This is a genomic window from Streptomyces sp. R28 (assembly GCF_041052385.1).
Taxonomy (GTDB): domain Bacteria; phylum Actinomycetota; class Actinomycetes; order Streptomycetales; family Streptomycetaceae; genus Streptomyces.
The window spans coordinates 825,343-849,976 of sequence record NZ_CP163439.1 but is presented as its reverse complement, the minus strand read 5'-3'; the positions used below and the strand labels follow the sequence as shown (position 1 = coordinate 849,976).

Sequence of the window (24,634 nt, the reverse complement as noted above, 5' to 3'; positions counted from 1 at the left end):
GTGGACCCGACTGACGCATGCGCCCACGTGGGAGCCCTGGCCCCACTGGACCGCGCTGTCGGCGCCGAGGTCAACCGCCGTACACTCCCGGAGTGACCGTCACCGCAACTTCCGTGGGCGAGTCGGACCAGCTGCAGCCGCAGATCGCGCCCGCCTCGCGCGCGGCACGGCTCGTGCGCCTGGTTCCGGCCCTCGCCGCGGCGCTCTCCGGAGTGCTGCTCTACGTCAGCTTCCCGCCGCGCACCCTCTGGTGGCTGGCCCTGCCTGCCTTCGCCGTCTTCGGCTGGGTGCTGCGCGGCCGCAGTTGGAAGGCGGGCCTCGGCCTCGGCTACCTCTTCGGCCTCGGCTTCCTGCTGCCGCTGCTGGTGTGGACCGGAGTGGAGGTCGGCCCCGGCCCCTGGCTCGCGCTGGTCGCGATCGAGGCGGTCTTCGTCGCGCTGGTGGGCGCGGGAGTCGCCGCGGTGTCGAAGCTGCCGGGCCGGCCGGTGTGGGCGGCGGCGCTGTGGATCGCCGGAGAAGCGGCACGCGCGCGTGCGCCGTTCAACGGCTTCCCCTGGGGCAAGATCGCATTCGGCCAGGCAGACGGCGTCTTCCTGCCACTCGCCGCGGTGGGCGGCACCCCGGTGCTCGGCTTCGCGGTCGTTCTCTGCGGCTTCGGTCTCTACGAGGTGGTGCGCCTGGCTGTCGAGGCCCGGCGCACGCGGACCGTACGGCGGTCCGCTGCCGCGGTCGCCCTGCTGAGCGTGGCCGTGCCGGTGGTGGGCGCTGTGGCCGCACGGCCGCTGGTCAGTGACAAGGCCGAGGACGGCACCGCGACCGTCGCGGTCATCCAGGGCAATGTGCCGCGCGCCGGACTGGACTTCAACTCCCAGCGGCGAGCTGTACTCGACTACCACGCGCGTGAGACCGAGCGTCTGGCCGCCGAGGTCAAGGCGGGCAAGGTCGCACAGCCCGACTTCGTGCTGTGGCCCGAGAACTCCTCCGACATCGACCCCTTCGCCAACGCCGACGCGCGCGCCGTCATCGACACGGCCGCCAAGACGATCGGCGTGCCCATCTCCGTCGGCGGCGTCGTCGAGCGGGACGGCAAGCTGCTCAACGAGCAGATCCTGTGGGACCCGGTCAAGGGTCCCGTCGACACGTACGACAAGCGGCAGATCCAGCCCTTCGGCGAGTACCTGCCGCTGCGCTCGCTCGTCGGGGCGATCAACGAGAACTGGACCTCGATGGTCCGCCAGGACTTCAGCCGGGGCAGCGAGCCGGGTGTGTTCACCATGGACGGCGCCAAGGTCGGCCTCGTCACCTGTTACGAGGCGGCCTTCGACTGGACCGTGCGCTCCGAGGTCACCGACGGCGCGCAGATGATCTCCGTGCCCAGCAACAACGCGACCTTCGACCGCAGCGAGATGACCTACCAGCAGCTCGCCATGTCCCGCGTCCGCGCCGTCGAGCACAGCCGCACCGTCACCGTCCCGGTGACCAGCGGCGTCAGCGCGATCATCATGCCGGACGGGACGATCACGCAGAAGACGGGCATGTTCGTGGCCGACTCGCTGGTCCAGAAGGTGCCGCTGCGCTCCAGCGAGACGCCCGCCACGCGGCTCGGCATCCTGCCGGAGATCGCCCTGGTGCTGGTCGCCGCGGGCGGCCTCGGCTGGGCGATCGGCGCCGGGATGCGCGCGCGACGCACCCCTGACGTGTAGCCGTACGCCGGTCGACGCCTCCGGAAGCCGCCGGGGGCGCCGCCACCGGCCCACTAGGGTCGGAGCCATGGCTACTCCTGACTTCATTCGTACGATCCGGGCCTCCGCCGGTCACCAACTGCTGTGGCTACCCGGGGTCAGCGCCGTCGTCTTCGACGACGAGGGGCGGGTCCTGCTGGGTCAGCGCGCGGACAACGGCAAGTGGACAGTGATCAACGGCATCCCGGACCCGGGCGAGCAGCCTGCCGTCGCCGCCGTCCGGGAGGTGTACGAGGAGACGGGCGTCCGGTGTGTCGCCGAGCGGATCGTCCTGGTCAGGACGGGTAATGAGGTCACCTATCCCAACGGCGACACGTGCCAGTTCATGGACGTCACGTTCCGCTGCCGAGCCGTCGGGGGCGAGGCGCGGGTGAACGACGACGAATCGCTGCAGGTCGGCTGGTTCGAGGTGGACGCGCTGCCCGCGATGGATGAACGTCAGCTGTTCCGGATCAAGCAGGCACTGTCCGATGAACCCACGTGGTTCGAGCCTATGAGTTCTGACTGAAGTATGGGTTGAGACCATATGTGGCCTGGCGAGGGTGCTGCCTAGGGTCGTGCCATGACCCCGCCCAGCACCCTGCCGGCTCACGGCCCTTTCCTGCCTTCCCCGCCCGACTTCGGTGGCCGCACCGCCCTCGTCACCGGCGCGGCCGGTGGCATCGGCCGCGCCTGTGCGCTGCGGTTGGCGGCCGCGGGGGCCAAGGTGAGGGCGGTCGACCGGGACACCGCGGGCCTGGAGGCACTCGTCGAGCGAGCACGGGGCCTCGCCGGCGCCGTCGAACCGCACGTCCTCGACCTCACCGACCTGGACGCCGCCGAACTCGCCGCCACAGGCACCGACATCCTCGTCAACAACGCCGGGCTGCAACTGGTGAGCCCCATCGAGGAGTTCCCGGCCGATGTCTTCCACACGGTGCTCACCGTGATGCTGGAGGCGCCGTTCCGGCTCATCCGTGGCGCCCTGCCCCATATGTACGGACAGGGTTGGGGCCGGATCGTCAATGTGTCGTCGGTCCATGGGCTGCGCGCCTCGGCCTTCAAGTCTGCCTATGTGGCCGCCAAACACGGTCTGGAGGGACTCTCCAAGACCGCCGCGCTGGAGGGCGCGCCCCATGGCGTCACCTCGAACTGTGTGAACCCCGCCTATGTGCGCACCCCACTGGTCGAGAAGCAGATCGCCGACCAGGCCCGGGCGCACGGTATCCCTGAGGAGCGGGTGCTGTCCGAGGTGCTGCTGCAGGACAGCGCGGTCAAACGGCTCATCGAACCGGAGGAGGTCGCGGAGGCCGTGGCGTACCTGTGCAGCCCGCAGGCGTCCTTCGTGACCGGCACGTCGCTCGTACTTGATGGCGGGTGGACCGCGCACTGAGCGGGCCGACGCCGACCGAATTCCGAGTTGTCCACAGGGCTGACGGGGCGATGGTGCGATGAGCAATCCTGTGGGCATGTCCCGCGATCACGTGCAGTCCGCCTCGCGTTCCGCCGCTGCCGGAGCGCCCCTGAGCAGCGCCGAGACGCCGTTCCTCGAGCTGCTGGCCAGGGGTGCGTCCGCCGACGCCTACGAGCAGCCGGTGCTGCTCGCCCGTGCCGAGGGCAGACCGACCGAGCGGATCGTGGCCCTCGAACAGGCCAAGCTGCTCGCGCTGCGCGTGCGCTCCGAGCTGGAAGGGCGGCGCCGACGGGAGGCCGAGCTGTCGGCCCTCTTCGAGACCGCCCACGACCTGGCCGGTCTCCGGGACCTGGACGCCGTACTGCAGGCGATCGTCCAGCGCGCCCGGTCGCTGCTCGGCACGGACGTCGCCTATCTCAGCCTGAACGACCCGGCCCGGGGCGACACCTACATGAGGGTGACCGAAGGCTCGGTCGCCGCCCGGTTCCAGCAGCTGCGGCTCGGCATGGGCGAGGGCCTCGGCGGACTCGTCGCGCAGACCGCCCGCCCCTATGTCACCGACGACTACTTCAAGGACGACCGCTTCCAGCACACCCTCACCATCGACGCCGGCGTGCGCGACGAGGGGCTGGTGGCCATCCTCGGGGGGCCCCTGATGCTGGGGCACCACGTGATCGGCGTCCTCTTCGCGGCGGACCGGCGTGCCCGGGTCTTCGAGCGGGAGCAGATCGCGCTGCTCGGCTCCTTCGCCGCCCTCGCCGCGGCCGCCATCGACACCGCGAACCTGCTCACCGAGACCCGCTCGGCCCTCGCCGACCTGGAACTGGCCAACGAGATCATCCGGGACCGCAGCGGAGTCATCGAACGAGCCTCGGACGTGCACGACCGACTCGCCGAACTCGTGCTGCGCGGCGGCGGGGTGCACGACGTGGCCGCCGCGGTCTCCGAAGTCCTCGACGGCATGGTCGAGTTCACGGAGGCCGCCGCCGCACCGGCCAGGGCGCTGGAGACATCCCGCGCCGAAGGCCACGCGGTACGGCACGACGACGACTGGATCGCCGCGGTGGCCGCAGGTGGCGAACTGCTCGGCGCGCTGGTGCTGCGTGGCCACCCCGGCCTCGACCCCGTCGACCAGCGCACCCTGGAGCGGGCCGCGATGGTCACCTCGCTCCTGCTCCTCGCCCGGCGCTCCGCCGCCGAGGCCGAACAGCGCGTCCGGGGCGAGCTGTTGGACGACCTGCTCGACGCCCGCGACCGTGACCCGCGTCTGCTGCGCGAGCGCGCTGCGCGACTGGACGCCGACCTCGACGCCGGGCATGTCGTGCTCGCCGCGCGCCTCGACCCCGTCGCGGCCGACGCCGACCAGGAGGCGGCCGCCCGCAGACGTCTGTGGTCCGCCGCGTCCCACCTCGCCGCGACCCGGCACGGCCTGGCCGCCGCCCGCGACGGCGGCACGGTGCTGCTCCTGCCTCTCGAAGCGGGGGACACCGCCACCGACCTGGCCCGCCGCACCGCCCGACATCTCGGCACAGCCGTCCATGAGGCGGTCACCGTCGGTGCCTCCGCCCCGGTCGAGGACCTGGCCGCACACCCGGATGTCGTCGCCGCCGCCTACGAGGAGGGCCGACGTTGCCTCGACGCCCTGCGGCTGCTCGGCCGCTCCGGAGACGGCGCCGCAGCCGAGGACTTCGGCTTCCTGGGGCTGCTGCTGGCCGGGGACCGGGACATCGCGGATTTCGTCGACCGCACGATCGGCGGGGTCGTCGCGTACGACGAACGGCGCGGTACCGACCTGCTGCGCACCCTCGACGCGTACTTCGCCTGCGGGATGAGCCCGGCGCGCACCAAGGACGAACTGCACGTCCATGTGAACACGGTCGCCCAGCGCCTGGAGCGCGTCGGCCGTCTCCTCGGCGACGACTGGCAGAGCCCCGCCCGCGCGCTGGAGGTCCAACTGGCGCTGCGGCTGCACCGGTTGTCGGCACCGGTGCAGCGCTGACCCCCGTACGCACAGGCGTACAGGGGCCGGTTCCAGGGTTCGGCCGGGTGGGCCGGAGGTCAGGTCAGACGGTGTGCGCGTCCGCCGCCTTCGCCGTCGCGTCCTGTGCGTCGGTGGAGGACTCGATGTCGGCCAGATCCCGGTGGCGGGTCTCCTTGGCGGCGCCCACCGCGATCACCGTCAGGACGGCCGCGGCGATGACGTACAGGGCGATCGGGGTGGAGCTGCCGTAGTCGGACAGCAGCGCGGTCGCGATGAGCGGTGCGGGCGCGCCGGCCGCGACCGAGGCGAACTGGGCGCCGATGGAGGCACCGGAGTAGCGCATGCGGGTCGCGAACATCTCGGAGAAGAAGGCGGCCTGGGGCGCGTACATGGCGCCGTGCAGCACCAGGCCCACGGTCACGGCGAGGATCAGGTTGCCGAAGCCGCCGGTGTCGATGAGCGAGAAGAACGGGAACATCCACAGCCCGACGCCGACAGCGCCCAGCAGGTAGACCGGACGGCGGCCGGCACGGTCGGACAACGCCCCCCAGGCCGGAATGACGGCGAAGTGGACGGCGGAGGCGATCAGCACGGCATTGAGGGCGGTCTGCTTGGAGACGCCGGCCGAGGTGGTCGCGTAGACGAGGATGAACGCGGTGATGACGTAGTAGCTGATGTTCTCCGCCATGCGGGCGCCCATCGCCACCAGCACGTCACGCCAGTGGTGCCGCAACACGGAGACCAGCGGAAGCTTCTCGGCCGCCGCCGCGGGCGCGGCCTTGCGCGCCTCCGCCTGGGCCAACGCCTGCTTGAAGACGGGCGATTCATCCACAGACAGACGAATCCACAAACCGACGATCACCAACACGCCCGAGAGCAGGAACGGTATCCGCCAGCCCCATGTGTTGAAGGCGCCGTCCGACAGCAGGGCCGTCAGCAGGGACAGCACGCCGGTCGCCAGCAACTGGCCCGCAGGCGCGCCGGTCTGCGGCCACGAGGCCCAGAAGCCACGCCGCCGCGCGTCCCCGTGCTCGGACACCAGCAGTACAGCCCCGCCCCACTCACCACCGAGGGCGAAGCCCTGCACCAGGCGCAGCACGGTCAGCAGTACGGGCGCGGCTGCCCCGACGGTCGCGTGCGTCGGCAGCAACCCGATCGCGAAGGTCGCCCCACCCATCAGCAGCAGACTCAGCACCAGCAACTTCTTGCGGCCGAGACGGTCGCCGTAGTGCCCGAACACGAGAGCTCCCAGCGGCCGGGCGGCGAATCCGACGGCGTACGTCAGGAAGGACAGGAGGGTGCCGACGAGCGGATCGGAGTCCGGGAAGAACAGCTTGTTGAAGACGAGGGCGGCGGCGGAGCCGTAGAGGAAGAAGTCGTACCACTCGATGGTGGTGCCTATGAGGCTGGCGGCGACGATGCGCTTGAGGTTGCCCGGGGGCGGGGGAGCGGTGGTTGCGGAGGCCATGTTCGCCACTTCCTCGTGTGCGGTGGGGACGGGTACGTGTTCGCACACCGTAGGAAGGTGCAGGTCAGGGGCACATGTGGTGGGGCAACATAGTTCGGGGCACGGCTATGCGTCGGGCCGCCATGTCCGCGCGCGGAGCGGCGGCTCAGCGGCTTGAAGAGGTTCGAGACGACTGCTGTCCAGGACGCGCGGCGTGCGGCTTTCTGGGCGACGCCCAAGCACCGGAACGGCGGCCGCATCGAGGAGCAGTGAACGGCATGATGACGGTGAGTCGGGAGCAGTCGGCTCCAGGCCCTTCGTCGCCTGTGGCATGACGTCGGCCGCCTGATGGCCGCCGGTTGCGATCACGGCGTTGGATGCAGACCTCCCAGTGCTGACATCGCCGTCGTCGCTTCCGTCCGTCGAACGAAGTCCTGGCCGCGGTGTGCGATCAGGGCGCGCGGATCCTGGGTGCCCATCGGGAAGGGCCAGTCGCTGCCCAGGACCATGCGGTCCTCCCCGAACGTGGTCACCGCGAGGTCGACGACGGCGGGGTCATGGGCCAGGCAGTCGACGTAGAAGCGGCGCATCGCGTCTCGCGGGGATTCGGGCAGGTCGGGGAGCTCTGGGCGGCAGGTGTCGGTGCCGCGCTGCCAGCAGCCGACCGCGGCGGGAAGCAGCCCGCCGCAGTGGACCAGTACGAACCGGAGCCGGGGATGCCGGGCGAGGACGCCAAGGAATTCTCGTTAGCTTGAGTCATCAGGTGAAGCGCTTCGACGCGGGTGCTCGAACAGGCCGCCCACCGAGGCCTTGCGTCCCATCGGTACAGGAGGATGCGGTCATCCTCATCGAGGATGACCGCGCGAACTGAATGACGCAGGCCCACCGATGGCATCCGGAAAGCCTGGCCGTTCACATGAGGACGACCTCCACAGGCAGCTTCTTGATGCCGTTGACGAAGTTGGACCGCACGCGTGGCACGTCCCCGGCCAGGCGGATGTCGGCGATCCGCGGGATGAGCTCCTCGAACATGATGCGGATCTCGGTGCGGGCGAGCAGGTTGCCCAGGCACAGGTGGGGGCTGCCCTTGCCGAAGGTGACGTGGTCGTTGTCGGCTCGGGTGACGTCGAAGTCGTACGGGTTGCCGAAGACCTCCTCGTCGCGGTTGCCGGACGCGTACCACATGACGACCTTGTCGCCCTCCTTGATCCGCTTGCCGCCGACTTCGACGTCACGGGTCGCGGTGCGGCGGAAGTGGTACACGGGGGAGGCCCAGCGCAGGAACTCCTCCACTGCCACCGGGATCAGCGAGGGGTCCTCCTGGAGGCGGGCGAGCTGCTCGGGGTGCTGGAGGAGGGCCAGCATGGAGTGGGTGATGGTGTGCCGGGTGGTCTCGTTGCCGGCCACCACCAGGAGCAGGAAGTAGTTGTCGAAGTCCTGCGGCGACAGCGGCACGCCGTCCCTCGGGGTGGTGTTCACCAGCCGGGAGACCAGGTCCGTGCCGTCGCCGCCGCGCCGCTGCCGGGCGAGCTCACGGCCGTACTCGAAGACTTCGAGGGAAGCGGGGGAGCGGAACGGCAGGTCGCGGTACTTCTCGCTCTCCGCGCTGTGCAGGAGGACATCGGCGTAGTCGGGGTCGGTGTTGCCGATGATGCGGTTGCCCCAGTCGATGAGCCGCTGGTTGTCCTCCGGCGGGACATCGAGCAGGCGGGCCAGGACGTTGATGGGGAAGTCGGCGGAGACGTCGGCGACGAAGTCGAAGGTGCCCTTGGCGAGGGCCGCGTCCAGGGTCCTGGCGGTCAGGCCGCGCAGGAAGTCGCTGTAGCTGTTGATGACGCTCGCGCCGAACTGGCGCTGCAGAAGACTGCGCAGGGCACGATGGCGGACGCCGTCCAGCTCCAGGATGGAGGCACGCTTCTTGATCTGGTCGTCGTCGACCTCCTCGAGGTTGACGAACCGGGTGGAGGTGAAGGTCTCCGCGTCCCGGTCGACGCGGGCGATGTCGGCATGCCGGGTCACCGCCCAGAACCCGGAGTTGGGGGTTTCCTCGGGCTGCCAGTGCACCGGGTCCTGGTGGCGCAGGGTGTGGAACATACGCCACGGGGTGGTCCCGTCGGTGAAGTTGTCCAGGTCGGCGAGGTTGACGTCCGCCAGCGGCATCGGTTCGTTCACGGCGGCGGTCGGGGTCTCGGTCGTCATCTGATGGCTCCCAGTCGTCACAGGTGGTAGGCGTACTCGGTGAACTCCCAGTCGGTGACGTGCCGTTGGAAGCGTTCGATCTCGTTGCGCTTGTAGGAGAGGAAGGAGGCGGTGAAGTCCTTGCCGAGGACGTCGGTCAGTTCCGTGTCCGCTTCCAGGGCGTCCAGCGCGGCCGGCAGGTTCATGGGCAGGGCGGCTGACCGGGCGGTGTCGTAGCCGTAGCCCTCCAGCGGGGCCGGGGGCTCTTGGCCCGCCCGGATGCCGAGCAGCGCGGCGGCGATCGCTCCGGCGATCAGCAGGTACGGATTCGCGCTGGCGTCGCCGAGGCGGATTTCGAGGCGGGCGCCGCTGCCCCGCTCGGGCGGGACGCGCAGCATGGCGCTGCGGTTGTCGAGCCCCCAGTCGATCAGCCAGGGCGCGAGGGTGTCGGGGCCGAAGCGCTTGTAGGAGTTGACGGTCGGGTTGGCCAGCGCGGCGAGAGCGGGGGCGTGCGCGAGGACGCCGGCCATGGCGTGCCGGGCGGTGGCGGAGAGGCCGTGGGCGCCGGAGGGGTCGTCGAAGGCGTTTCGGCCGCTGTCGTCCTCGCATGAGAGGTGCAGATGGAAACCGGAGCCGCCGGCGTCGTTGAAGGGCTTGGCCATGAACGTGGCGAGCTTGCCCTCGGCCCGGGCGAGCTCCTTGACGGCCGATTTGAAGCGGAAGGCCCGGTCGGCGGCATCGAGGGCGGTGGAGTGGGTGAGGTTGATCTCGTACTGGCCGCCGTCGAACTCGTGGTTGCCCGTGACGACACCGATGTTCAGATCTCGCAGGTGGCGCAGGGTACGCAGCAGATGGTTGTCCGGGTCGGCGCGCAGGCCTGCCGTGTAGACGGCGCCGGTGGTTTGCGGGGCGCGGCGCCAGCCGGTCGGGGCGTCGGGGGCGGGCTCCAGCAGGAAGTACTCCAGTTCGGGGCCCACGACCGGGCGCAGCCCGTGCTCGGCACACCGGGCCAGGACGGCGCGTAGCAGGTCCCGCGGCGACTCGGGGGCCGGTCGTCCGGTCGCGGGGTCGCTGACCTCGCCGAGGCAGGTGGCGACACCCGGCTCCCACGGCAGCGTGGTCAGGGTGGACAGGTCGGGACGAACGGACACGTCCGGCAGGCCGGCGTCCAGCCCGCCGGCGACCGGGACGACGTCGCCCTGCGGGCTCGTGTGGTAGACGGCGCGGCAGAAGGCCAGACCGTGCGCACAGGCGGACGGGAGGTGGTCCAGCAGGACGTCGCGGGCGCGGTCGGTGCCGATCAGGTCGGGATAGATCACCCGGACCACGTCGATGCCCTCGGCGGTGAGCCGTTCCTGGTACCGACGGATGTCGAGAGTCTCATGAGCGCTCACCGATGTCTCCTTGGGGGGACGGTGGGATGGCCGGCCCCGGGAAGGGGGCTTGGCAGGTGGCGTGAGGGGGACGGGGCCCGGGCGCGGAGGAGGCGCGGCTCTCAGGTCGTCGTTTGAACCCGAACAGTATGGAAGCTCTCGCCGCCTCGCAAGAGTCCAGCCCAAAGAAATTATCCACCTGGACAGGTATTGACCGCCGCCCGGCGGCTTCCTATCTTGTTTGAAGCCAAATGAAATTCGGCGTGGACCCCCGGTAGCTCCTCAGCTCCGTGCCCGGGGCCCGGCCATTCCCCGGACCGGGCCCCTCATGCCTCATCCGCCACTCCGACGCCCTCACCTCAGGAGGACCGGCCATGAAGGTCGTCGTCGACATGAACAAGTGCCAGGACCACGGCCAGTGCGTCTTCGCGGCTCCCGACGTCTTCTCGATGAACGACGACGGGCACCTCGTGTACGTCGCCGATCCGGACGACGCCCTGCGCGAGGAGGTCGAGGAAGCCGCCGACGTGTGCCCCCTCCAGGCCATCCGGATCGGGGACTGAGCGCCATGACCGGACGCGTCGTCATCGCCGGCGCCTCCCTGGGCGGCCTGCGAGCCGCCGAGCAGGTGCGTGCGGCGGGCTGGACCGGTGCGATCACCGTGATCGGCGACGAAGCCCACATGCCGTACAACCGGCCTCCGCTGTCCAAGGAGGTACTGGCGGGCAAGGCGGCCTTCGAGTCGCTGGCCTTCACACCGAAGGCGGCCGTCGCCGATGTCCAGTGGCGGCTGGGCAGCAAGGTCGTCGCGGCCCGGCTCGCGGAGCGGACCGTCGCGCTCGACGACGGCTCGGCCGTCTCCTACGACGGTCTGGTCGTCGCCACCGGCATGCGACCCCGTCGGCTGGGGTGCCCCGGCCCCCTCGTCGGCCGTCACACGGTCCGCACCCTCGCTGACGCCCATGGGCTGCGTGACGAGCTGACCCGGCCCGGTGCGCGGGTGGTCGTGGTCGGAGCCGGTTTCATCGGCTGCGAGGTGGCGGCCACCGCCGTCGGACTCGGGGTCACCGAGGTGACCGTCGTCGATCCGCTGCCCCTGCCCATGGGGGCACCGCTGGGTGACCTGCTGGGCCGTGCGCTGCTGAAGCGGCACGAGGAGCGCGGAGTGCGCTTCGCGCTCGGTACGTCGGTCGCGGGATTCCAGGGCGAGGACCGGGTCACCGGGGTGGTGCTGGACGACGGCACCGTCCTGCCCGCCGACGTGGTCGTGGAGTCGGTCGGCTCGATCGCCAACACCGAGTGGCTGGACGGCAACGGCCTGGACCTGTCGGACGGGGTGACCACCGACGAGCAGCTGCGTGTCGGAGGCTTCCCGGACGTGGTGGCCGTCGGTGACGTGGCCCGCTTCCCCAACGCCCGCTACGACGGCGTGCCCCGCCGCGTCGAACACTGGTCCATCCCCACGGACACCGCCAAGCACGCCGCCAAGGTCCTCGTCGCCCACCTCACCGGCTCGGACGCCGACCTGGCGCCGTTCGCGCCGCTGCCCACCTTCTGGAGCGACCAGCACGAGTTCCGGCTGCAGTCCTTCGGCGCGCCCGCGCTCGGCAAGGACGACGTACGGGTCCTGGACGGAGACCCCGACGGGGACGTGCTCGTCGGTTACCACACCGCCGGCCGACTGGTCGGTGTCGTGGCGCTCGGCGGTCAGTCGGTCGCCCTGCAAGCTGCCCGCTACCGCGCCCGGCTGCTGAAGCAGCCCGCCCTCACCGTGTAAGGACATTCCCGCCATGAGCCCAGTTCGTGGATACTTCCACCCCAAGACGGCGAGCGGACGGTCGTCGCTGATCCCCTCGCCGCCGTGGCGCTACTCCGGCGACCTGCTCACCGTCGAGTACCGCACCGACCCGGCCCGCGTCCGCGAACTCCTCCCCGAACCGCTTGAACTGGCGGACGAGGACCCTGGGGCGGTCGCGCTGATCTGGGCCGACTGGCAGTCGTGCTCCGAGTCGGGCGCGGAGCTCCTCGACCCCGTTCTCTCCCAGTACAAGGAGGCCTTCGCGGTCGTCCGCTGCAAGTACAAGGGGCAGACCTACACCCGTTGCGTGTACATCTGGGTCGACAAGGACTTCGCCATCGCCCGCGGACTGCACCAGGGATACCCGAAGAAGCTCGGCTCCATCCACCAGACCCGCCCGCACCTCTATGGGCCCGCTCCGCGGATCGAGCCGGGAGCGCGGTTCGGGGCGACGCTCGCCGCGGCGGACCGCCGGCTGGCCCAGACGGTGGTGACCCTGCGGGAACCGTCCGAGACCAACGGCTTCGTCAACGGCCACCCCATGGCACATCACCGCTGGCTGCCCTCCATCGAGAAGGGCAAGGGTCTGGCACTGGACGAGCTGATCGAGTCCGGCGCCGCCTCCTTCGAGGGCGGGCAGCCCTGGCGCGGCGACGCCGAACTGGAGCTGTTCGAGGCGCCCACCGAGGAGCTGGCCCGGCTGGAGATCCGCGAACCGATCGCCGCGTACTACCGCCAGGTGGGCGTGGTGTGGGACGGCGGACGCCTGCTGGAGTCGAACACCTCCGGCGCCGAGTGAGCCCGCACCGCACCGATCACCAGGAGTCCAGGGCATGAACAAGCACCTCACCACCGTGGCCGGAGTCGCCGTCGACACCCGGCACTGGATCGCCGGCCGACGCGTCGCCTCCACCGGCACCTTCCCCGACGCCTCGCCCATCGACGGCAGCACCCTCGGAGACATCGCCCGGGGCACCGCGACGGAGGCCGACGCAGCGGTCGCCGCGGCGAAGGCCGCCTTCCCCGGCTGGGCCGCCACCTCCCGCGCCGAGCGCGCCCGTATCCTGCACGCCATCGCCGACGGGGTGGAGAAGCGGCTCGAAGAGCTCGCCATCGTCGAAACCACCGACAACGGGGCGCTGTTGCGCTCGCACCGACGCGGTGTGATGCCGCGGGTGGCGCACAACTTCCGCTTCTTCGCCGACTGGCTGCTGACGCTGGAGCACGGGGACTTCGAGACCCGGGGCCACAGCAACCACGTCAGCTGGGATCCTGCGGGCCCCTGCGTGCTGATCACCCCGTGGAACGCGCCGCTGATGCTGGCCACCTGGAAGGTCGCGCCGGCGCTCGCGGCCGGCAACACCGTCGTCCTCAAGCCCGCCGAGTGGTCCCCGCTGACCGCCTCCCTCCTCGCCGACATCGCCGCCGAGGCGGGGCTGCCCGCCGGGGTGCTGAACGTGGTCCAGGGGTATGGCTCGGAGATCGGCGACGCCCTGACCTCGCATCCGGACGTGCGCCGGATCAGCTTCACCGGCTCGGTGCCCACCGCCCGGCGGATCGCCGCGTCCGCCGCCGCCAACCTCACTCCGCTCAGCCTCGAACTCGGCGGCAAGTCACCGCTGCTGGTGTTCGCCGACGCGGACCTGGACCTCGCCGTCGACCTTGCGGTGGAGCAGTACGACAACGCAGGGCAGGTCTGTCTGGCCGCCACGCGCTTCCTGGTCGAGGAGTCGGTCGCCGACGAGTTCACGCGGCGCTTCGTCGAGAAGGCGAGCAGTCTCACGCAGGGTGACCCGCGCGACGAGGCCACCGACATCGGCCCGAACATCCACCCCCGCCAGCTCGAGAAGATCGACGGCTTCGTGCAGCGGGCACTGGCGGCGGGAGCCCGCGCGGTCATCGGCGGGCACCCCAAGGAGGGGCAGTACTACGCGCCGACCCTCCTCACCGACGTCGCCCAGGACTCCGAGATCGTGCAGGAGGAGGTCTTCGGTCCCGTCCTGACCCTGCAGACCTTCGCTGACGAGGAAGAGGCGATCCGGCTCGCCAACGACACCCGCTTCGGGCTGGCCGCCACCCTGGCCACCGGCGACCCCGAGCGTGCCGAACGCGTCACCGCGCAACTCGTCGCAGGAACCGTCTGGGTCAACTGCTTCTTCGTACGTGACCTGCAGGCCCCCTTCGGCGGCTCCCGCCTCTCCGGAGTCGGACGCGAGGGCGGCACCTGGAGCTTCGACTTCTACTGCGACGTGAAGAACACCGTCACCGCCCCGAACGGATGGACCAACCATGGGTGAGATCGTCGGGGCGGGGCTCCTCGCCCACGTCCCCACCATCGTGCTGCCGGAGGCCGACCGGCTGGAGCTGAACGAGGGCAAGGAGATCACCCTCGTCACCGGCCTGCGGCAACTCCGCAAGGACGTCTTCGAACGGGACGACTACGACACCGTCGTCGTCCTCGACTCCCACTGGGCCACGACGGTCGAGTTCGTCGTCACCGCACAACAGCGCCGGGCCGGACTGTTCACCTCGGAAGAGCTGCCGCGCGGCATGTGCCGGATGCCTTACGACTTCCCCGGTGACCCCGAACTCGCCCGCAATATCGAGGGGTTCGCGGACCGGCGCGGCACCTGGATCACCGCGATCGACGACGACTACCTTCCGATCTACTACGCCACCATCAACCTCTGGAAGTTCCTCGGCGAGGGACTGCCCGACAAGCGATGGGTGACCATCGGGGTCTGCCAGACCGGGGACATGGAGGATCACCTGCGGCTCGGGCGGGCCCTGGCCGACGGTATCGCCGCTACACCGGGGCGGAGGGTACTGCTGATCGCCTCGGGCGCGCTGTCGCACACCTTCTGGCCGCTGCGCGAGCTGCGTGACCACGAGGCCAGCGACCCGGTGCACATCTTCACGCCCGAGGCCCGCGAGGCGGACTACGAGCGCATCGCCTGGTTCAAGGAGGGCCGCCACGACAAGGTCCTCGACACCATGGACGAGTTCTGGAAGTTCAAGCCCGAGGCCAAGTTCTTCCACTACCTGATGATGGCCGGCGCCCTGGGCGAACAGGCGTGCACCGCCAAGGCCCGCCAGTACGGCGAGTACGAGAACTCGATCGGCACCGGCCAGGCCCACCTGTGGTTCGACCGCCCGGCCGAAGGCTGGACCGGCACCGGCCTGCCCACCCCGCCCACCCCGCGCACCCCTCACAGCCGTATCCAGTCGTAGCCAGGAGTTCTAGCCATGCCCGAATACCGTCGCATCCTCCTCGACGGCGCCGCCGTCCAGGTCACCGTCGACGGCGACGAACTCGTCGCCGCCGACGGCCGCCGCGTCAAGACCGAGGACGCCCAGCACCTGCCCCCCGTCGTGCCGTCCAAGGTGGTCGCCGTCCACCTCAACCACCGCAGCCGCGTGGACGAGTTCCAGATCGACCTGCCCGACACCCCGACCTACTTCCACAAGCCCACCTCGTCCCTCAACTCCCACAGGGGCGCGATCGTCCGCCCCGAGGGCTGCAAGTGGCTCAACTACGAGGGCGAGGTCGCCATCGTGATCGGGAAGACCGCGCGCAACATCTCCCCGGCCGAGGCGGGCGAGTACATCGCCGGCTACACCATCGCCAACGACTACGGCCTGCACGACTTCCGTGACACCGACGCCGGCTCCATGCTCCGCGTCAAGGGCTCCGACACCCTGTGCCCCCTCGGCCCGGGACTCGTCACCGACTGGGACTTCCACGGCAAGTCGCTGCGCACGTACGTCAACGGGCAGGTGGTGCAGGACGGCTCGACCGACGAGATGAAGTGGGACATGCACTACCTTGTCGCCGACATCGCCCGCACCATCACCCTCTACCCCGGCGACGTCCTCCTGTCCGGCACGCCCGCCAACTCGCGCCCCGTCCAGCCGGGCGACGTGGTGGAGGTGGAGGTGGAGGGCCTGGGCCGGCTCACCAACCACATCGTCACCGGACCCACCCCGATCCGTACCGACGTCGGCGCCCAGCCCACCGAGTCCGAGGAAGTGCTGTCCACCGCCCTCGGCGGCGACTGGGAGTTCCGTGGCATCCGGCCACCGCGGCGCTGACGCCCTGGCCACGGGTAGAGTCGTGGGCATGACCGAGCCCGCCGGTGAGCGCGGCCCCCGCAAACGCGTGAAGAACTACGGGGCCGGCCGTGAGGCCCTGCTGGACGCCGCGGTGCGCGTGGTGGCGCGGGGCGGACTGCGCAGGCTCACCTACCGGGCGGTCGCGGAGGAGGCCGGGGTCACCCACGGCCTGGTCGTGCACCACTTCGGTTCCCGTGACGCGCTGATCGAGGAGGCGCTCGCGCACGCCGTACGCTCCTCCCTCAGCAGCAGCACCCTCGAACCCGGCACGGGCAAGGTCGCCGACTTCTCCGCAGGCCTCGCGGACATGGTGGAATCCGGTCCCGAGCTCCAGGCGTTCCAGTATGAGCTGCTCCTGGAGGCGCGCCGCCGGGCGGAACTCCTGCCGCACCTGCGGGGCCTGTACGAGGAGTACTTCGACGCCACCCGGCGCGAGCTGTCCCAGATGCTCGCCCGGCCGGTCGGCCGGGGCCTGTCGCGGTTGGTCTTCGCCGCCCTGGAGGGCCTGGTGCTGCACCAGCTCGTCTTCGGCGAGCGGGAGGTCACCGAGGAGGCCCTCGCCGAACTGCGCGCCCTGCTCGAAGGCCTCGCCGAGGGCACGGACGGCGTCTGAGCCTGCCGCCCCCCAGAGGCCCGCTGTAAGACTCCGTCGGCTCCGGAAATCCCCACGCCCGCCCCTTGCCAAACGGATAGTCCGGCTCCACGATAAGTGCCACTCGTTTGGGTCGAAATGAAACTTGGCCTCTTCCCCCTCTGCCTTCCTCTCGCTCCGTCCCCTCTCTCCCTTCCCTGGCAGGTGATCCACGTGGGCAGTCAGACGGCTCCTCCCCAGCAGACCGTGCGAGGCGGCACCACAGCCGCGCTCAAGCCCAACGCCCTGGGCGTGCTCGGCATCATGTTCTTCGTCCTGTCCGCCCAGGCGCCGCTCACCGGCATCGCCGGCGCGGCACCGATCTCGATCGCGATCGGCAACGGCGCGGGCACGCCCGCCGCGTATGTGCTGGCAGGCGTGATGATCCTGCTGTTCTCGGTCGGCTTCGTCGCCATGGGACGCCACGTCGTGGACGCCGGAGCCTTCTACACCTATATCGGCACCGGCCTCGGCCGCACCGCCGGTGCCGCCGGCGCGGCCGTCGCCCTGTTCGCGTACTGCGTCATCCAGGCCGCCATGTACGGCCTGTACGGCGCGATCACCGCCGGTCTGGTCGCCGACCACACCGGCCTCGACCTGCCCTGGTGGGTGTGGACGCTGGCCGCCATGGCCGTGGTGCAGGCGCTGGGCGCGGCCGGCGTCGAGATGGGTGCCAAGGTCCTCGCCGTGTTCGTCGCGGCGGAGTTCAGCATCCTGCTGCTGTTCGGTCTGGTCACCCTGTTCCAGGGCGGCGGTCCGCAGGGACTGGGCCTCGCCGACAGCTTCTCGCCGTCAGCGGCCCTTCAGGGGGCCCCGGGAGTCGCGATCATGTTCGCGGTCGCGTCGATGTTCGGCTTCGAGGCCACCGCGATCTACGGCGAGGAAGCCCGCGAGCCGAAGAAGACCGTGCCCCGGGCCACCTACCTCTCGGTGCTCGTGGTCACCGGCTTCTTCGCCCTCACGTCCTGGGCGCTGGTCTCCGCCTACGGCGCCGACAAGGCCCCGGCGGCGGCCGGAGAGGCCCTCTCGGGCGGCGACTCGGCCGGGTTCGTCTTCGCCCCGATCGCCACGCAGTTCGGCGGATGGGTCAACGACGTCCTGCCCGTCCTGCTCGCCACCTCCCTGTTCGCGGGCATCCTCACGTTCCACAACTCGGCCAACCGCTACCTGTTCTCCCTCAGCCGCGACGGACTGCTGCCGCAGCCGCTGCGCAGACTCAACGCTCGCCGCTCGCCCTGGGCCGCCGGGTGCGCGCAGACGGGCATCGCCCTCCTCCTCGTCGTCCCCTTCGTGATCGTCGGCAAGGACCCGGTGCTCACCCTGTTCTCCTGGTTCAGTGGCCTTGCCGTCCTGGCGATGATGCTGCTGTACCTGCTGACCTCGGTGTCCGTGATCGTCTTCTTCCGCCGTGAGCGGCTGGACTCCCGGCGCTTCAACACGCTGGTCGCACCCGCACTCGCCGCACTCGGTCTGGCGGGCGCGATCTGGCTGATCCTGGCCAACTTCACGACCCTCATCGGCGGCGAGGCGAGCACGGCCGCGTTGCTGGAGGCGACCGTCCCCGCCGTGCTCGCCGTGGGCGCCGCGACCGAGTGGTTCAGGCGTCGGCGCGGCCGGGCGCAGCCATAGCGCCTCGCCCGCCGACCGCTCGGGCTCATCGACTTCTTCGACGCCCCACCTTCGTCGACATCCCACCTTCGTCGACGTCCCACCTTCGTCGACGTCCCACCGGAAACATGGTCTGGAGAACCCCATGCCCGCTGTCACCCACGACGAATGGCTCCGCCGGGCCAAGGCGCTGGTGCTGCCGAGCGCACACCACATCGACGGTGCCGAGGAGGCCGGGGCGGGCGCCGCCTTCCCCGTCGTCTCGCCGCGGGACGGTCAGGTGCTCACCGAGGTCGCCGACGGCGGCGCCGCCGAGATCGACGCCGCCGTGGCCGCCGCTCGCCGTGCCTTCGACAGCGGGCCCTGGCCGCGGCTGGCGCCCGCCGACCGCGGCCGAGTCCTGGTGCGCATCGCCGACCTGCTGCAGGAGCGGCGCGCTGATCTGGCCCTCGCCGTGACCCTGGAGATGGGCAAACCGATCACCGACGCCCACGACATCGAACTGCGCGCGCTCATCAACACCTTCCGCTGGTACGGCCAGCTCTCCGACAAGCTCACCGACGAGTCCCCGCACACCGCCCCCGACGCCCTCGCCCTGGTCACCCGCGAACCCGCCGGAGTCGTCGGCGCGGTGGTGCCGTGGAACTTCCCGCTCACCCTCGCCGGCTGGAAGATCGCCCCCGCCCTGGCCGCCGGCTGCACCGTCGTACTGAAACCGTCGGAGCACTCACCGCTGTCCGCGCTGCTGCTGGCCGCCGTCGCCGCCGAGGCGGGACTGCCGCCGGGCGTGCTCAACGTCATCAACGGCGACGGTCCGGTCGCCGGACGCGCCCTCGGCCTGCACCCGGACGTCGACGTCCTGGCCTTCACCGGCTCCACCGCCGTCGGCCGCCACTTCCTGCACTACGCGGCCGACTCCAACCTCAAGCGCGTCTGGCTGGAGTTGGGGGGCAAGTCACCCAACATCATCCTGCCCGACGCCCCCGACCTGGAGAAGGCCGCCGCCACCGCAGCCTGGGGCATCTTCTTCAACCAGGGCGAGATGTGCACCGCGCCCTCGCGCCTCCTCGTCCACTCCTCCATCGCCGAACAGGTCACCGAGGCCGTCGTGCGACGCGCCCGCGAACTGCGGATCGGCGACCCTCTCGACCCGGCCACCGAGATGGGCGCCCTGGTCGGCGAGGACCACCTGGGGCGCGTCCAGGACCACATCGCCACCGGCCTGGCAGAGGGCGCCCGCCTGCTCACCGGCGGCTCACGCACCCTCACCGACACCGGCGGCAGCTTCCTGGAGCCGACCGTCTTCGACCACGTGGACCCCCGCATGAGGCTGGCCCGCGAGGAGATCTTCGGTCCGGTGCTCTCCGTCCTCGCCTTCGACGACCTGGACGAGGCGGTCCGGCTGGCCGACGCCACCGACTACGGCCTCGCCGCCGGCCTGTGGACCTCCGACCTGTCCACCGCCCACCGCGTCTCGCGTGCCCTCAAGGCCGGCACGGTCTGGGTCAACTGCTACGAGGAGGGCGACCTCACCGTGCCCTTCGGCGGCATGAAGCAGTCGGGCAACGGCCGCGACAAGTCCGCGCACGCCCTGGAGAAGTACACCGAACTCAAGACGACATGGATCCAGCTGTGACGCGCCCGCTCATCGCGATCCCCGCCCGTTTCAGCGCCACCACCTCCGCACTGCGCTACGCCGCCGAGGTCAACGCCCGGGCCCTGATCGAGGCGGTGTGGCGGGCCGGCGGAGAACCCGTGAGTCTTCATCCCGCGCAGACCGGCACCGCCGGCCGGCTCGCCCGCTTCGACGGCGTCCTGCTCCCCGGAGGCGGAGACCTCGCCCCGCACACGTACGGCGCCGTCGACACCCACGCCAGCGTGTACGACGTGGACGACGTCCAGGACGCCTTCGACCTGGCGGTGGCACGGGCCGCGCTGGAGACCGGCCTGCCCCTGCTCGCCGTCTGCCGGGGCCTGCAGGCGGTCAACGTCGCTCTCGGCGGCACCCTGGAACAGGACATGGGCGGTCCGGGGCGCGACCACCGGCACGTCGCGCATCCCGTCGCCCTGGAGGCCGGCTCGGTGGTCGCACGGGCGACGGCCGCCGAGAAGGTGGACGCGTCCTGCTACCACCACCAGCGCGTCGACCGCCTCGGCGCGGGTCTGAGAGCGACGGCACGAGCCGCGGACGGCACGGTTGAAGCGCTCGAACTGCCCACCGCCGGCGGCTGGTTCAGCGCCGTGCAGTGGCATCCCGAGGACACCGCCCACGAGGATCCGGCCCAGCAGCGGCTCTTCGACGCCCTGGTACGGGCCGCCGAGGAGCGGCCCTGACGCCCCCTCAGTTCCTGGACCGGCGACCGCTGCGACGGGGCGCGGGCTCGGCGCCGTTCAGCAGCGACTGGCGCCGCTCCTCGCCGTGCTGCTCGACCTGCATGACGACACTGCGCAGGCCGTCCGCGAGACGGCGGCACTCCGCGTTGCTGAGCCCGGCGGTGACGAACGCCTCTTCCTCGTTGAACGCCGGGAACACCCGGCGCATGAACTCCTCGCCTTCCTCGGTGAGGCTGAGCAACACCAGCCGTCCGTCCGTCGGGTGCCCGCTCCGCCTGATCAGTCCACGCGACTCCAGGGTGCGGGAGACCCCCGTGAGGGTGCCCTTGGAGATGCCGGCCTCGTCCGCCACGTACCGCGTCTCCGACTCGCCCCACACCCAGACCACCCACAGCACGACGAACGCCGTCCAGGTCAGATCCGAGCCGCGCAGGACGGAGTTCTCCAGGTGATGCCGGACCGCGGAGGCTGCCCGGTAGATGTTCGCCACAGCGGCCATCTGCTCCCGACGGATCGGGAAACCACCGAGCTTCGCCGCCGCCAGCTTCTCGGCTTCGGTGATGGATCGCTGGCCGGGCATGGGCGGCTCCTTCGTCTGGTCGCGGCAACGCCTGCTCCCCGAACGGACACGTGTCCCACCGGGCCCGTTCGTTCGGCTCCAAATTGTACGAAGAAGAAGAGGAGCCCCATGAGTACCCCCGCCACCCCACGCATGCTGCTCGTCCTCAGCGAGAACTGGACCCTCACCGGAGGCCGGGCCGACCTGCCCACGGCCGTGCGGTGGGCCCGTGAGGCCGAAGACGCCGGTTTCGACGCCGTCATGGTCAGCGAGCACATCGTCCTCGGACCCGACGCGGCGGACCGGGGGATCATGGGCAACCCCCGTGACTACGCCCTGCCGGGCAACCAGGACCCGTACACCCCCTGGCCGAACTCGCTGCTCCTGCTCGCCGCCATCGCCTCAGTCACCGAACGACTCCGGCTGGCCGCCGCGGCGGTCCTCGCACCGCTGCGCCACCCGCTGCTGCTCGCCCGGGAACTGGGCACCCTCGACCTGATCAGCGAGGGGAGGCTGGTGGTGCAACCCACCGTGAGCTGGAGCAGGGACGAGTACGACGCGCTCGGCGTGCCGTTCGGCGAGCGCGGAAAGCTGCTCGACGAGCACCTGCAGGTGTGGGCGAAGGCGTGGGGGCCGTCTCCCCTCTCCCACGACGGTCCGAACTACCCCTTCCAGGATGTCTACTTCGAACCCAAGGCGTACCGCCCCGAGGGCCCCCGGCTCTGGTTCGGCGGGCAGCGACTGCACGGCCCGCTGCTGCGGCGGCTCGTCCGCCATGGCCACGGCTTCCATCCGCTCGGCCGGCCCACACCCGACGACCTGCGGGCGCTGAAGGACGCGATGTCGGCTGCGGGACGCGACATCACCGACCTGGAGATGATCGGCGGCACCCAGGCCGTCTTCCCCGACGACCGTTCGCCGGCCGATCTCGGAGCGGCTCTCGCCTCGGTTCCCGAGCAGTGGGAGAGCGGCTTCACGACCTTCTGCGTCAAGCCGAACCAGTTCATCGACGACCCCGACGGCGTCGGGGCGTTCTGCCGTGAGGTGATGCGGCGCGTGGAGCGACTGGTCGGCTGATCCGCCGCACGGACGGACTACCCGGCCCGGCGCGCAGGAAGCCGCCCGGCACCTGTGCGCCGGCGTCGCCCCGCCCGGTACGCCTCACCGCTCGACGAAGCGGGCCACCTGATCCGGAGCCGGGCGCAGCAGACCGTCGCGGACCGCCAGGGCGGTGGCCTCGGCGCGGGAGGCGGTGCCGGTCTTGCGCAGCAGGTGCTCCATGTGGGTGTGCACGGTCCGTGGCGCCAGGTACAGCGCCTGCGCGATGGCCTGGTTGGTCTGGCCTGTGGCCGCGCGGGTCAGCACCTCCAGCTCCCGCGGGCTGAGCCCGTAGGGGAGTTCGGTGGGTGTCTCCACCACCAGCACCGCACCGGTGAGACGGTGGGAACCCGGCAGGTACCGCTGGAGCGTCACGCGCCGCCAGTCGCCATCCACCGGCCACAGCAGGCGCAGCCGCCGCCCGCCCGTGCCGGTGAAGGCCCCCAGCAGCTCGTGGAAGACCTCGTCGCGCACGATCCCCGCGCGCTCATGCCCCGGCACGTCGATCACGGCACCGTCCGTCACGAGGCTCACCGCACTCCCGTGCGTCAGGCCGTTCTCCAGGTCGGTGATGTACGGCACCGGGTCGGCCAGCGCGGCGAGCGCCGGCATGACGCAGGCGAGCAGGCGTCGTGCGTCGGTGTCGTACGCGTCGGCACGCTCGGTGGAGAGGTGCACCAGACCGACGAGGCGGCTGCGGTGACGCAGCGCTCCGGTCACTCCGTCCCGGAACCCGGCGGGGCGGACCCGTTCGGCGTAGAACCAGCCGTGCCTGAAGCGCGTTCCGGTGTCGTCGGCGTCCTCGGAGATGGACGGCGGCAGTTCCTGCCGCATGACGTTCTGGTACCACGGGGTTCTGACGAACTCGGCGGCCAGGTTCTGGGACAGCTCGGTGGTGTAGCCGACCCCGGCCAACTGGACGTGATCACCGGTGACCGGATCGATCGAGAGCAGCGTCGCCGCGTCGAGGGGGAGGGCCCGGGCGAGTTCGCGCAGGACTTCGGCACAGGCAGCCGGTGTGTCCGGCCCGTGGGCGAGCATGCCGATGCGGGCGGCCGCCGCGATCTGGTGATGGCTGTGCAAACGAGCCTCCGGGTGGGCTCGGAATCAGGAAGGTCGTTTGAGGCCCAACGATATGAGGCGGCTGTTCGGGCGGCAAGGTGTTCACGGTTCCGTGACCCAATCGATCCCGTGAGGGCACGTCGTCGTACCTGATCGGTATTTCTACCGATGGCGGCACGGCGGCCGGGAGTCTTTCCTGTTCGACACGTCACTCGACGCGTCACTCGGCACGACCCGGACGCCCGCCTCCCGCGGGCCTGCCCCTCGGAGAGCCCTGCCATGATCACTCCTGAGTCCAGCATGCCTTCCGCCGCCTCCCGCAGACGGTTCCTCGCTCTGTCCGCCGGAGCACTGGCCACCACGGCGCTGGCCGCGGCCGGCTGTTCGGCGCCGGAGAAGGCGGCGGCCTCGGCCAAGCCCGCATCCTCAGGGGGCAAGGAGCTGACGAAGATCGGACTCGACTACCCCTTCACACAGCTCCCGCTCTACTCCACGCTGGTCAAGCTGTCCACGGCCGAGGCGAAGAAGCACGGCAGCTCCCTGATCACCACGAGCGACAACGCCAACGCCGACACGCAGGCCTCCAACCTCAACACCTGGATCGCGCAGAAGGTCCCGGCGATCGTCTCTTTCCCGATGGTGTTCGAGGCCATGGAGGCCGTCGCGCAGCGGGCCATGGAGGCGGGCCTGATCTGGGTCACCTACGGCGGATCGCTGGAGCACCAGAGCGCCGACATCCAGTTCAGCTTCCGTGAGGGCGGAACCCTGCTGGGCGAGGCGGCGGCGAAGTGGGCCGAGGAGAACCTCGGGGGCAAGGGCAAGGTCGCCTTCCTCACCGACAGCACCATCGAGCTGGGCCGCGAGCGCACCAAGGGCATGGTCGAGGCGTTCACCAAGGCCGCTCCCGGCGTGGACGTGGTCGCGCAGGAACAGGCAATCGACCCCGACACCGCCTTGTCCAAGGCCAAGGCCATCCTCGCCAAGCACCCCGACCTCAACATCGTCCTCGGTATCACCGACGCCGCCGCGTACGGCGCCTACAAGGCCCTGCAGCAGACGGGCCGCGCCAAGGACGACGCCAAGACCTTCGTCGGCGGACAGGACGGCTCCGCGCCCTCCCTCCTCGCGATCAAGCAGGGTTCCTTCTACCGGGCCTCCGCTGCCCTGGCCCCGAACGATCTCGCCGCCGCCATCGTCGACGTCCCGCTCGCGGTCGCCGCGGGCAAGGCCAACCCCAGCGCCCAGGTGCCGATCAACCTCGTGCAGCGCGGCGACACGGCCAGGATCGATGACCTGCTCGCCCAGAACGCCTAGGGC

21 protein-coding genes and 1 pseudogene are annotated in these 24,634 nt (G+C 70.8%); 16 read left to right on the top strand and 6 right to left on the bottom strand.

The features are described 5' to 3' along the window. The first annotated feature begins 92 nt into the window (after positions 1 to 92). The 4 genes from lnt to AB5J49_RS03555 all read left to right on the top strand — a co-directional run bounded on the left by lnt (position 93) and on the right by AB5J49_RS03555 (position 5,134). The gene (lnt, locus tag AB5J49_RS03570) at positions 93 to 1,703 is read left to right on the top strand and encodes an apolipoprotein N-acyltransferase (protein WP_369167002.1); all 1,611 of its coding nucleotides are present in this window, start codon (positions 93 to 95) and stop codon (positions 1,701 to 1,703) included. A gap of 67 nt (positions 1,704 to 1,770) precedes the next feature. After that, the gene (locus AB5J49_RS03565; protein WP_369167001.1) at positions 1,771 to 2,250 is read left to right on the top strand and encodes an NUDIX domain-containing protein; all 480 of its coding nucleotides are present in this window, start codon (positions 1,771 to 1,773) and stop codon (positions 2,248 to 2,250) included. Positions 2,251 to 2,304: 54 nt separating this feature from the next. Next, complete coding sequence (locus AB5J49_RS03560) at positions 2,305 to 3,114, top strand: 3-hydroxybutyrate dehydrogenase (RefSeq protein ID WP_369167000.1); 810 nt, start codon at positions 2,305 to 2,307, stop codon at positions 3,112 to 3,114. A 76-nt stretch (positions 3,115 to 3,190) separates the two neighbouring features. Beyond that, entirely contained in the window at positions 3,191 to 5,134 is a 1,944-nt protein-coding gene (locus AB5J49_RS03555; protein WP_369166999.1) for a helix-turn-helix domain-containing protein, read from the top strand. A gap of 64 nt (positions 5,135 to 5,198) precedes the next feature. On the opposite strand, the gene AB5J49_RS03550 is transcribed toward AB5J49_RS03555, so the two are convergent. From AB5J49_RS03550 to AB5J49_RS03535, 4 genes and pseudogenes are all read right to left on the bottom strand, one after another. Beyond that, positions 5,199 to 6,584, bottom strand: a complete 1,386-nt coding sequence (locus tag AB5J49_RS03550) for an MFS transporter (RefSeq protein ID WP_369166998.1) — start codon at positions 6,582 to 6,584, stop codon at positions 5,199 to 5,201. Between the two features lie 344 nt (positions 6,585 to 6,928). Then, positions 6,929 to 7,291, bottom strand: a pseudogene (locus AB5J49_RS03545) (amidohydrolase family protein); the annotation flags it as partial. 184 nt (positions 7,292 to 7,475) lie between these two features. Beyond that, positions 7,476 to 8,762: a cytochrome P450 gene (locus tag AB5J49_RS03540; protein WP_369166997.1), complete on the bottom strand. Its 1,287-nt coding sequence runs from the start codon at positions 8,760 to 8,762 to the stop codon at positions 7,476 to 7,478. A gap of 17 nt (positions 8,763 to 8,779) precedes the next feature. Beyond that, a complete protein-coding gene (locus tag AB5J49_RS03535; protein WP_369166996.1) occupies positions 8,780 to 10,135 on the bottom strand; it encodes a glutamine synthetase family protein in 1,356 nt (451 codons plus the stop codon). A 353-nt stretch (positions 10,136 to 10,488) separates the two neighbouring features. Between AB5J49_RS03535 and AB5J49_RS03530 the strand changes: the two genes are divergently transcribed. The 10 genes from AB5J49_RS03530 (at position 10,489) to AB5J49_RS03485 (ending at position 20,598) form a co-directional block, all read left to right on the top strand. Next, complete coding sequence (locus AB5J49_RS03530; protein ID WP_030048616.1) at positions 10,489 to 10,677, top strand: ferredoxin; 189 nt, start codon at positions 10,489 to 10,491, stop codon at positions 10,675 to 10,677. 5 nt (positions 10,678 to 10,682) lie between these two features. Further along, positions 10,683 to 11,891 (top strand): NAD(P)/FAD-dependent oxidoreductase, encoded by a 1,209-nt coding sequence (locus AB5J49_RS03525; RefSeq protein WP_369166995.1) that lies wholly within the window; start codon positions 10,683 to 10,685, stop codon positions 11,889 to 11,891. Positions 11,892 to 11,904: 13 nt separating this feature from the next. Continuing rightward, positions 11,905 to 12,711 carry an acetoacetate decarboxylase family protein gene (locus AB5J49_RS03520; RefSeq protein ID WP_369166994.1) on the top strand — a complete coding sequence of 269 codons (807 nt, stop codon included), beginning with the start codon at positions 11,905 to 11,907 and terminating at the stop codon, positions 12,709 to 12,711. Between the two features lie 34 nt (positions 12,712 to 12,745). After that, positions 12,746 to 14,209: an aldehyde dehydrogenase gene (locus AB5J49_RS03515; protein ID WP_369166993.1), complete on the top strand. Its 1,464-nt coding sequence runs from the start codon at positions 12,746 to 12,748 to the stop codon at positions 14,207 to 14,209. Next, entirely contained in the window at positions 14,202 to 15,143 is a 942-nt protein-coding gene (locus AB5J49_RS03510; RefSeq protein ID WP_369166992.1) for a 3,4-dihydroxyphenylacetate 2,3-dioxygenase, read from the top strand. Before AB5J49_RS03515 ends, AB5J49_RS03510 begins: the two co-directional genes overlap by 8 nt. 15 nt (positions 15,144 to 15,158) lie before the next feature. After that, positions 15,159 to 16,004 (top strand): fumarylacetoacetate hydrolase family protein, encoded by an 846-nt coding sequence (locus AB5J49_RS03505; RefSeq protein WP_369166991.1) that lies wholly within the window; start codon positions 15,159 to 15,161, stop codon positions 16,002 to 16,004. A 28-nt stretch (positions 16,005 to 16,032) separates the two neighbouring features. Next, the gene (locus AB5J49_RS03500; RefSeq protein WP_369166990.1) at positions 16,033 to 16,638 is read left to right on the top strand and encodes a TetR/AcrR family transcriptional regulator; all 606 of its coding nucleotides are present in this window, start codon (positions 16,033 to 16,035) and stop codon (positions 16,636 to 16,638) included. Positions 16,639 to 16,830: 192 nt separating this feature from the next. Beyond that, entirely contained in the window at positions 16,831 to 18,285 is a 1,455-nt protein-coding gene (locus AB5J49_RS03495) for an APC family permease (RefSeq protein WP_369166989.1), read from the top strand. Between the two features lie 124 nt (positions 18,286 to 18,409). Beyond that, positions 18,410 to 19,900 (top strand): aldehyde dehydrogenase, encoded by a 1,491-nt coding sequence (locus AB5J49_RS03490; protein ID WP_369166988.1) that lies wholly within the window; start codon positions 18,410 to 18,412, stop codon positions 19,898 to 19,900. Then, positions 19,897 to 20,598, top strand: a complete 702-nt coding sequence (locus AB5J49_RS03485) for a gamma-glutamyl-gamma-aminobutyrate hydrolase family protein (protein ID WP_369166987.1) — start codon at positions 19,897 to 19,899, stop codon at positions 20,596 to 20,598. Before AB5J49_RS03490 ends, AB5J49_RS03485 begins: the two co-directional genes overlap by 4 nt. Positions 20,599 to 20,605: 7 nt before the next feature. Here the strand turns inward: AB5J49_RS03485 and AB5J49_RS03480 are convergent, their stop codons facing one another. Beyond that, on the bottom strand, positions 20,606 to 21,178 hold the full coding sequence (locus AB5J49_RS03480) for a MarR family winged helix-turn-helix transcriptional regulator (protein WP_369166986.1): 573 nt from the start codon (positions 21,176 to 21,178) through the stop codon (positions 20,606 to 20,608). A 108-nt stretch (positions 21,179 to 21,286) separates the two neighbouring features. On the opposite strand from AB5J49_RS03480, the gene AB5J49_RS03475 reads away from it, so the two are divergent. Then, on the top strand, positions 21,287 to 22,234 hold the full coding sequence (locus tag AB5J49_RS03475) for an LLM class flavin-dependent oxidoreductase (RefSeq protein WP_369166985.1): 948 nt from the start codon (positions 21,287 to 21,289) through the stop codon (positions 22,232 to 22,234). Positions 22,235 to 22,318: 84 nt separating this feature from the next. Here AB5J49_RS03475 and AB5J49_RS03470 read toward each other — a convergent pair whose 3' ends face one another. Next, complete coding sequence (locus AB5J49_RS03470) at positions 22,319 to 23,338, bottom strand: response regulator transcription factor (RefSeq protein ID WP_369166984.1); 1,020 nt, start codon at positions 23,336 to 23,338, stop codon at positions 22,319 to 22,321. Between the two features lie 258 nt (positions 23,339 to 23,596). On the opposite strand from AB5J49_RS03470, the gene AB5J49_RS03465 reads away from it, so the two are divergent. After that, positions 23,597 to 24,631: a sugar ABC transporter substrate-binding protein gene (locus AB5J49_RS03465; RefSeq protein WP_369166983.1), complete on the top strand. Its 1,035-nt coding sequence runs from the start codon at positions 23,597 to 23,599 to the stop codon at positions 24,629 to 24,631. Positions 24,632 to 24,634: the final 3 nt, after the last annotated feature.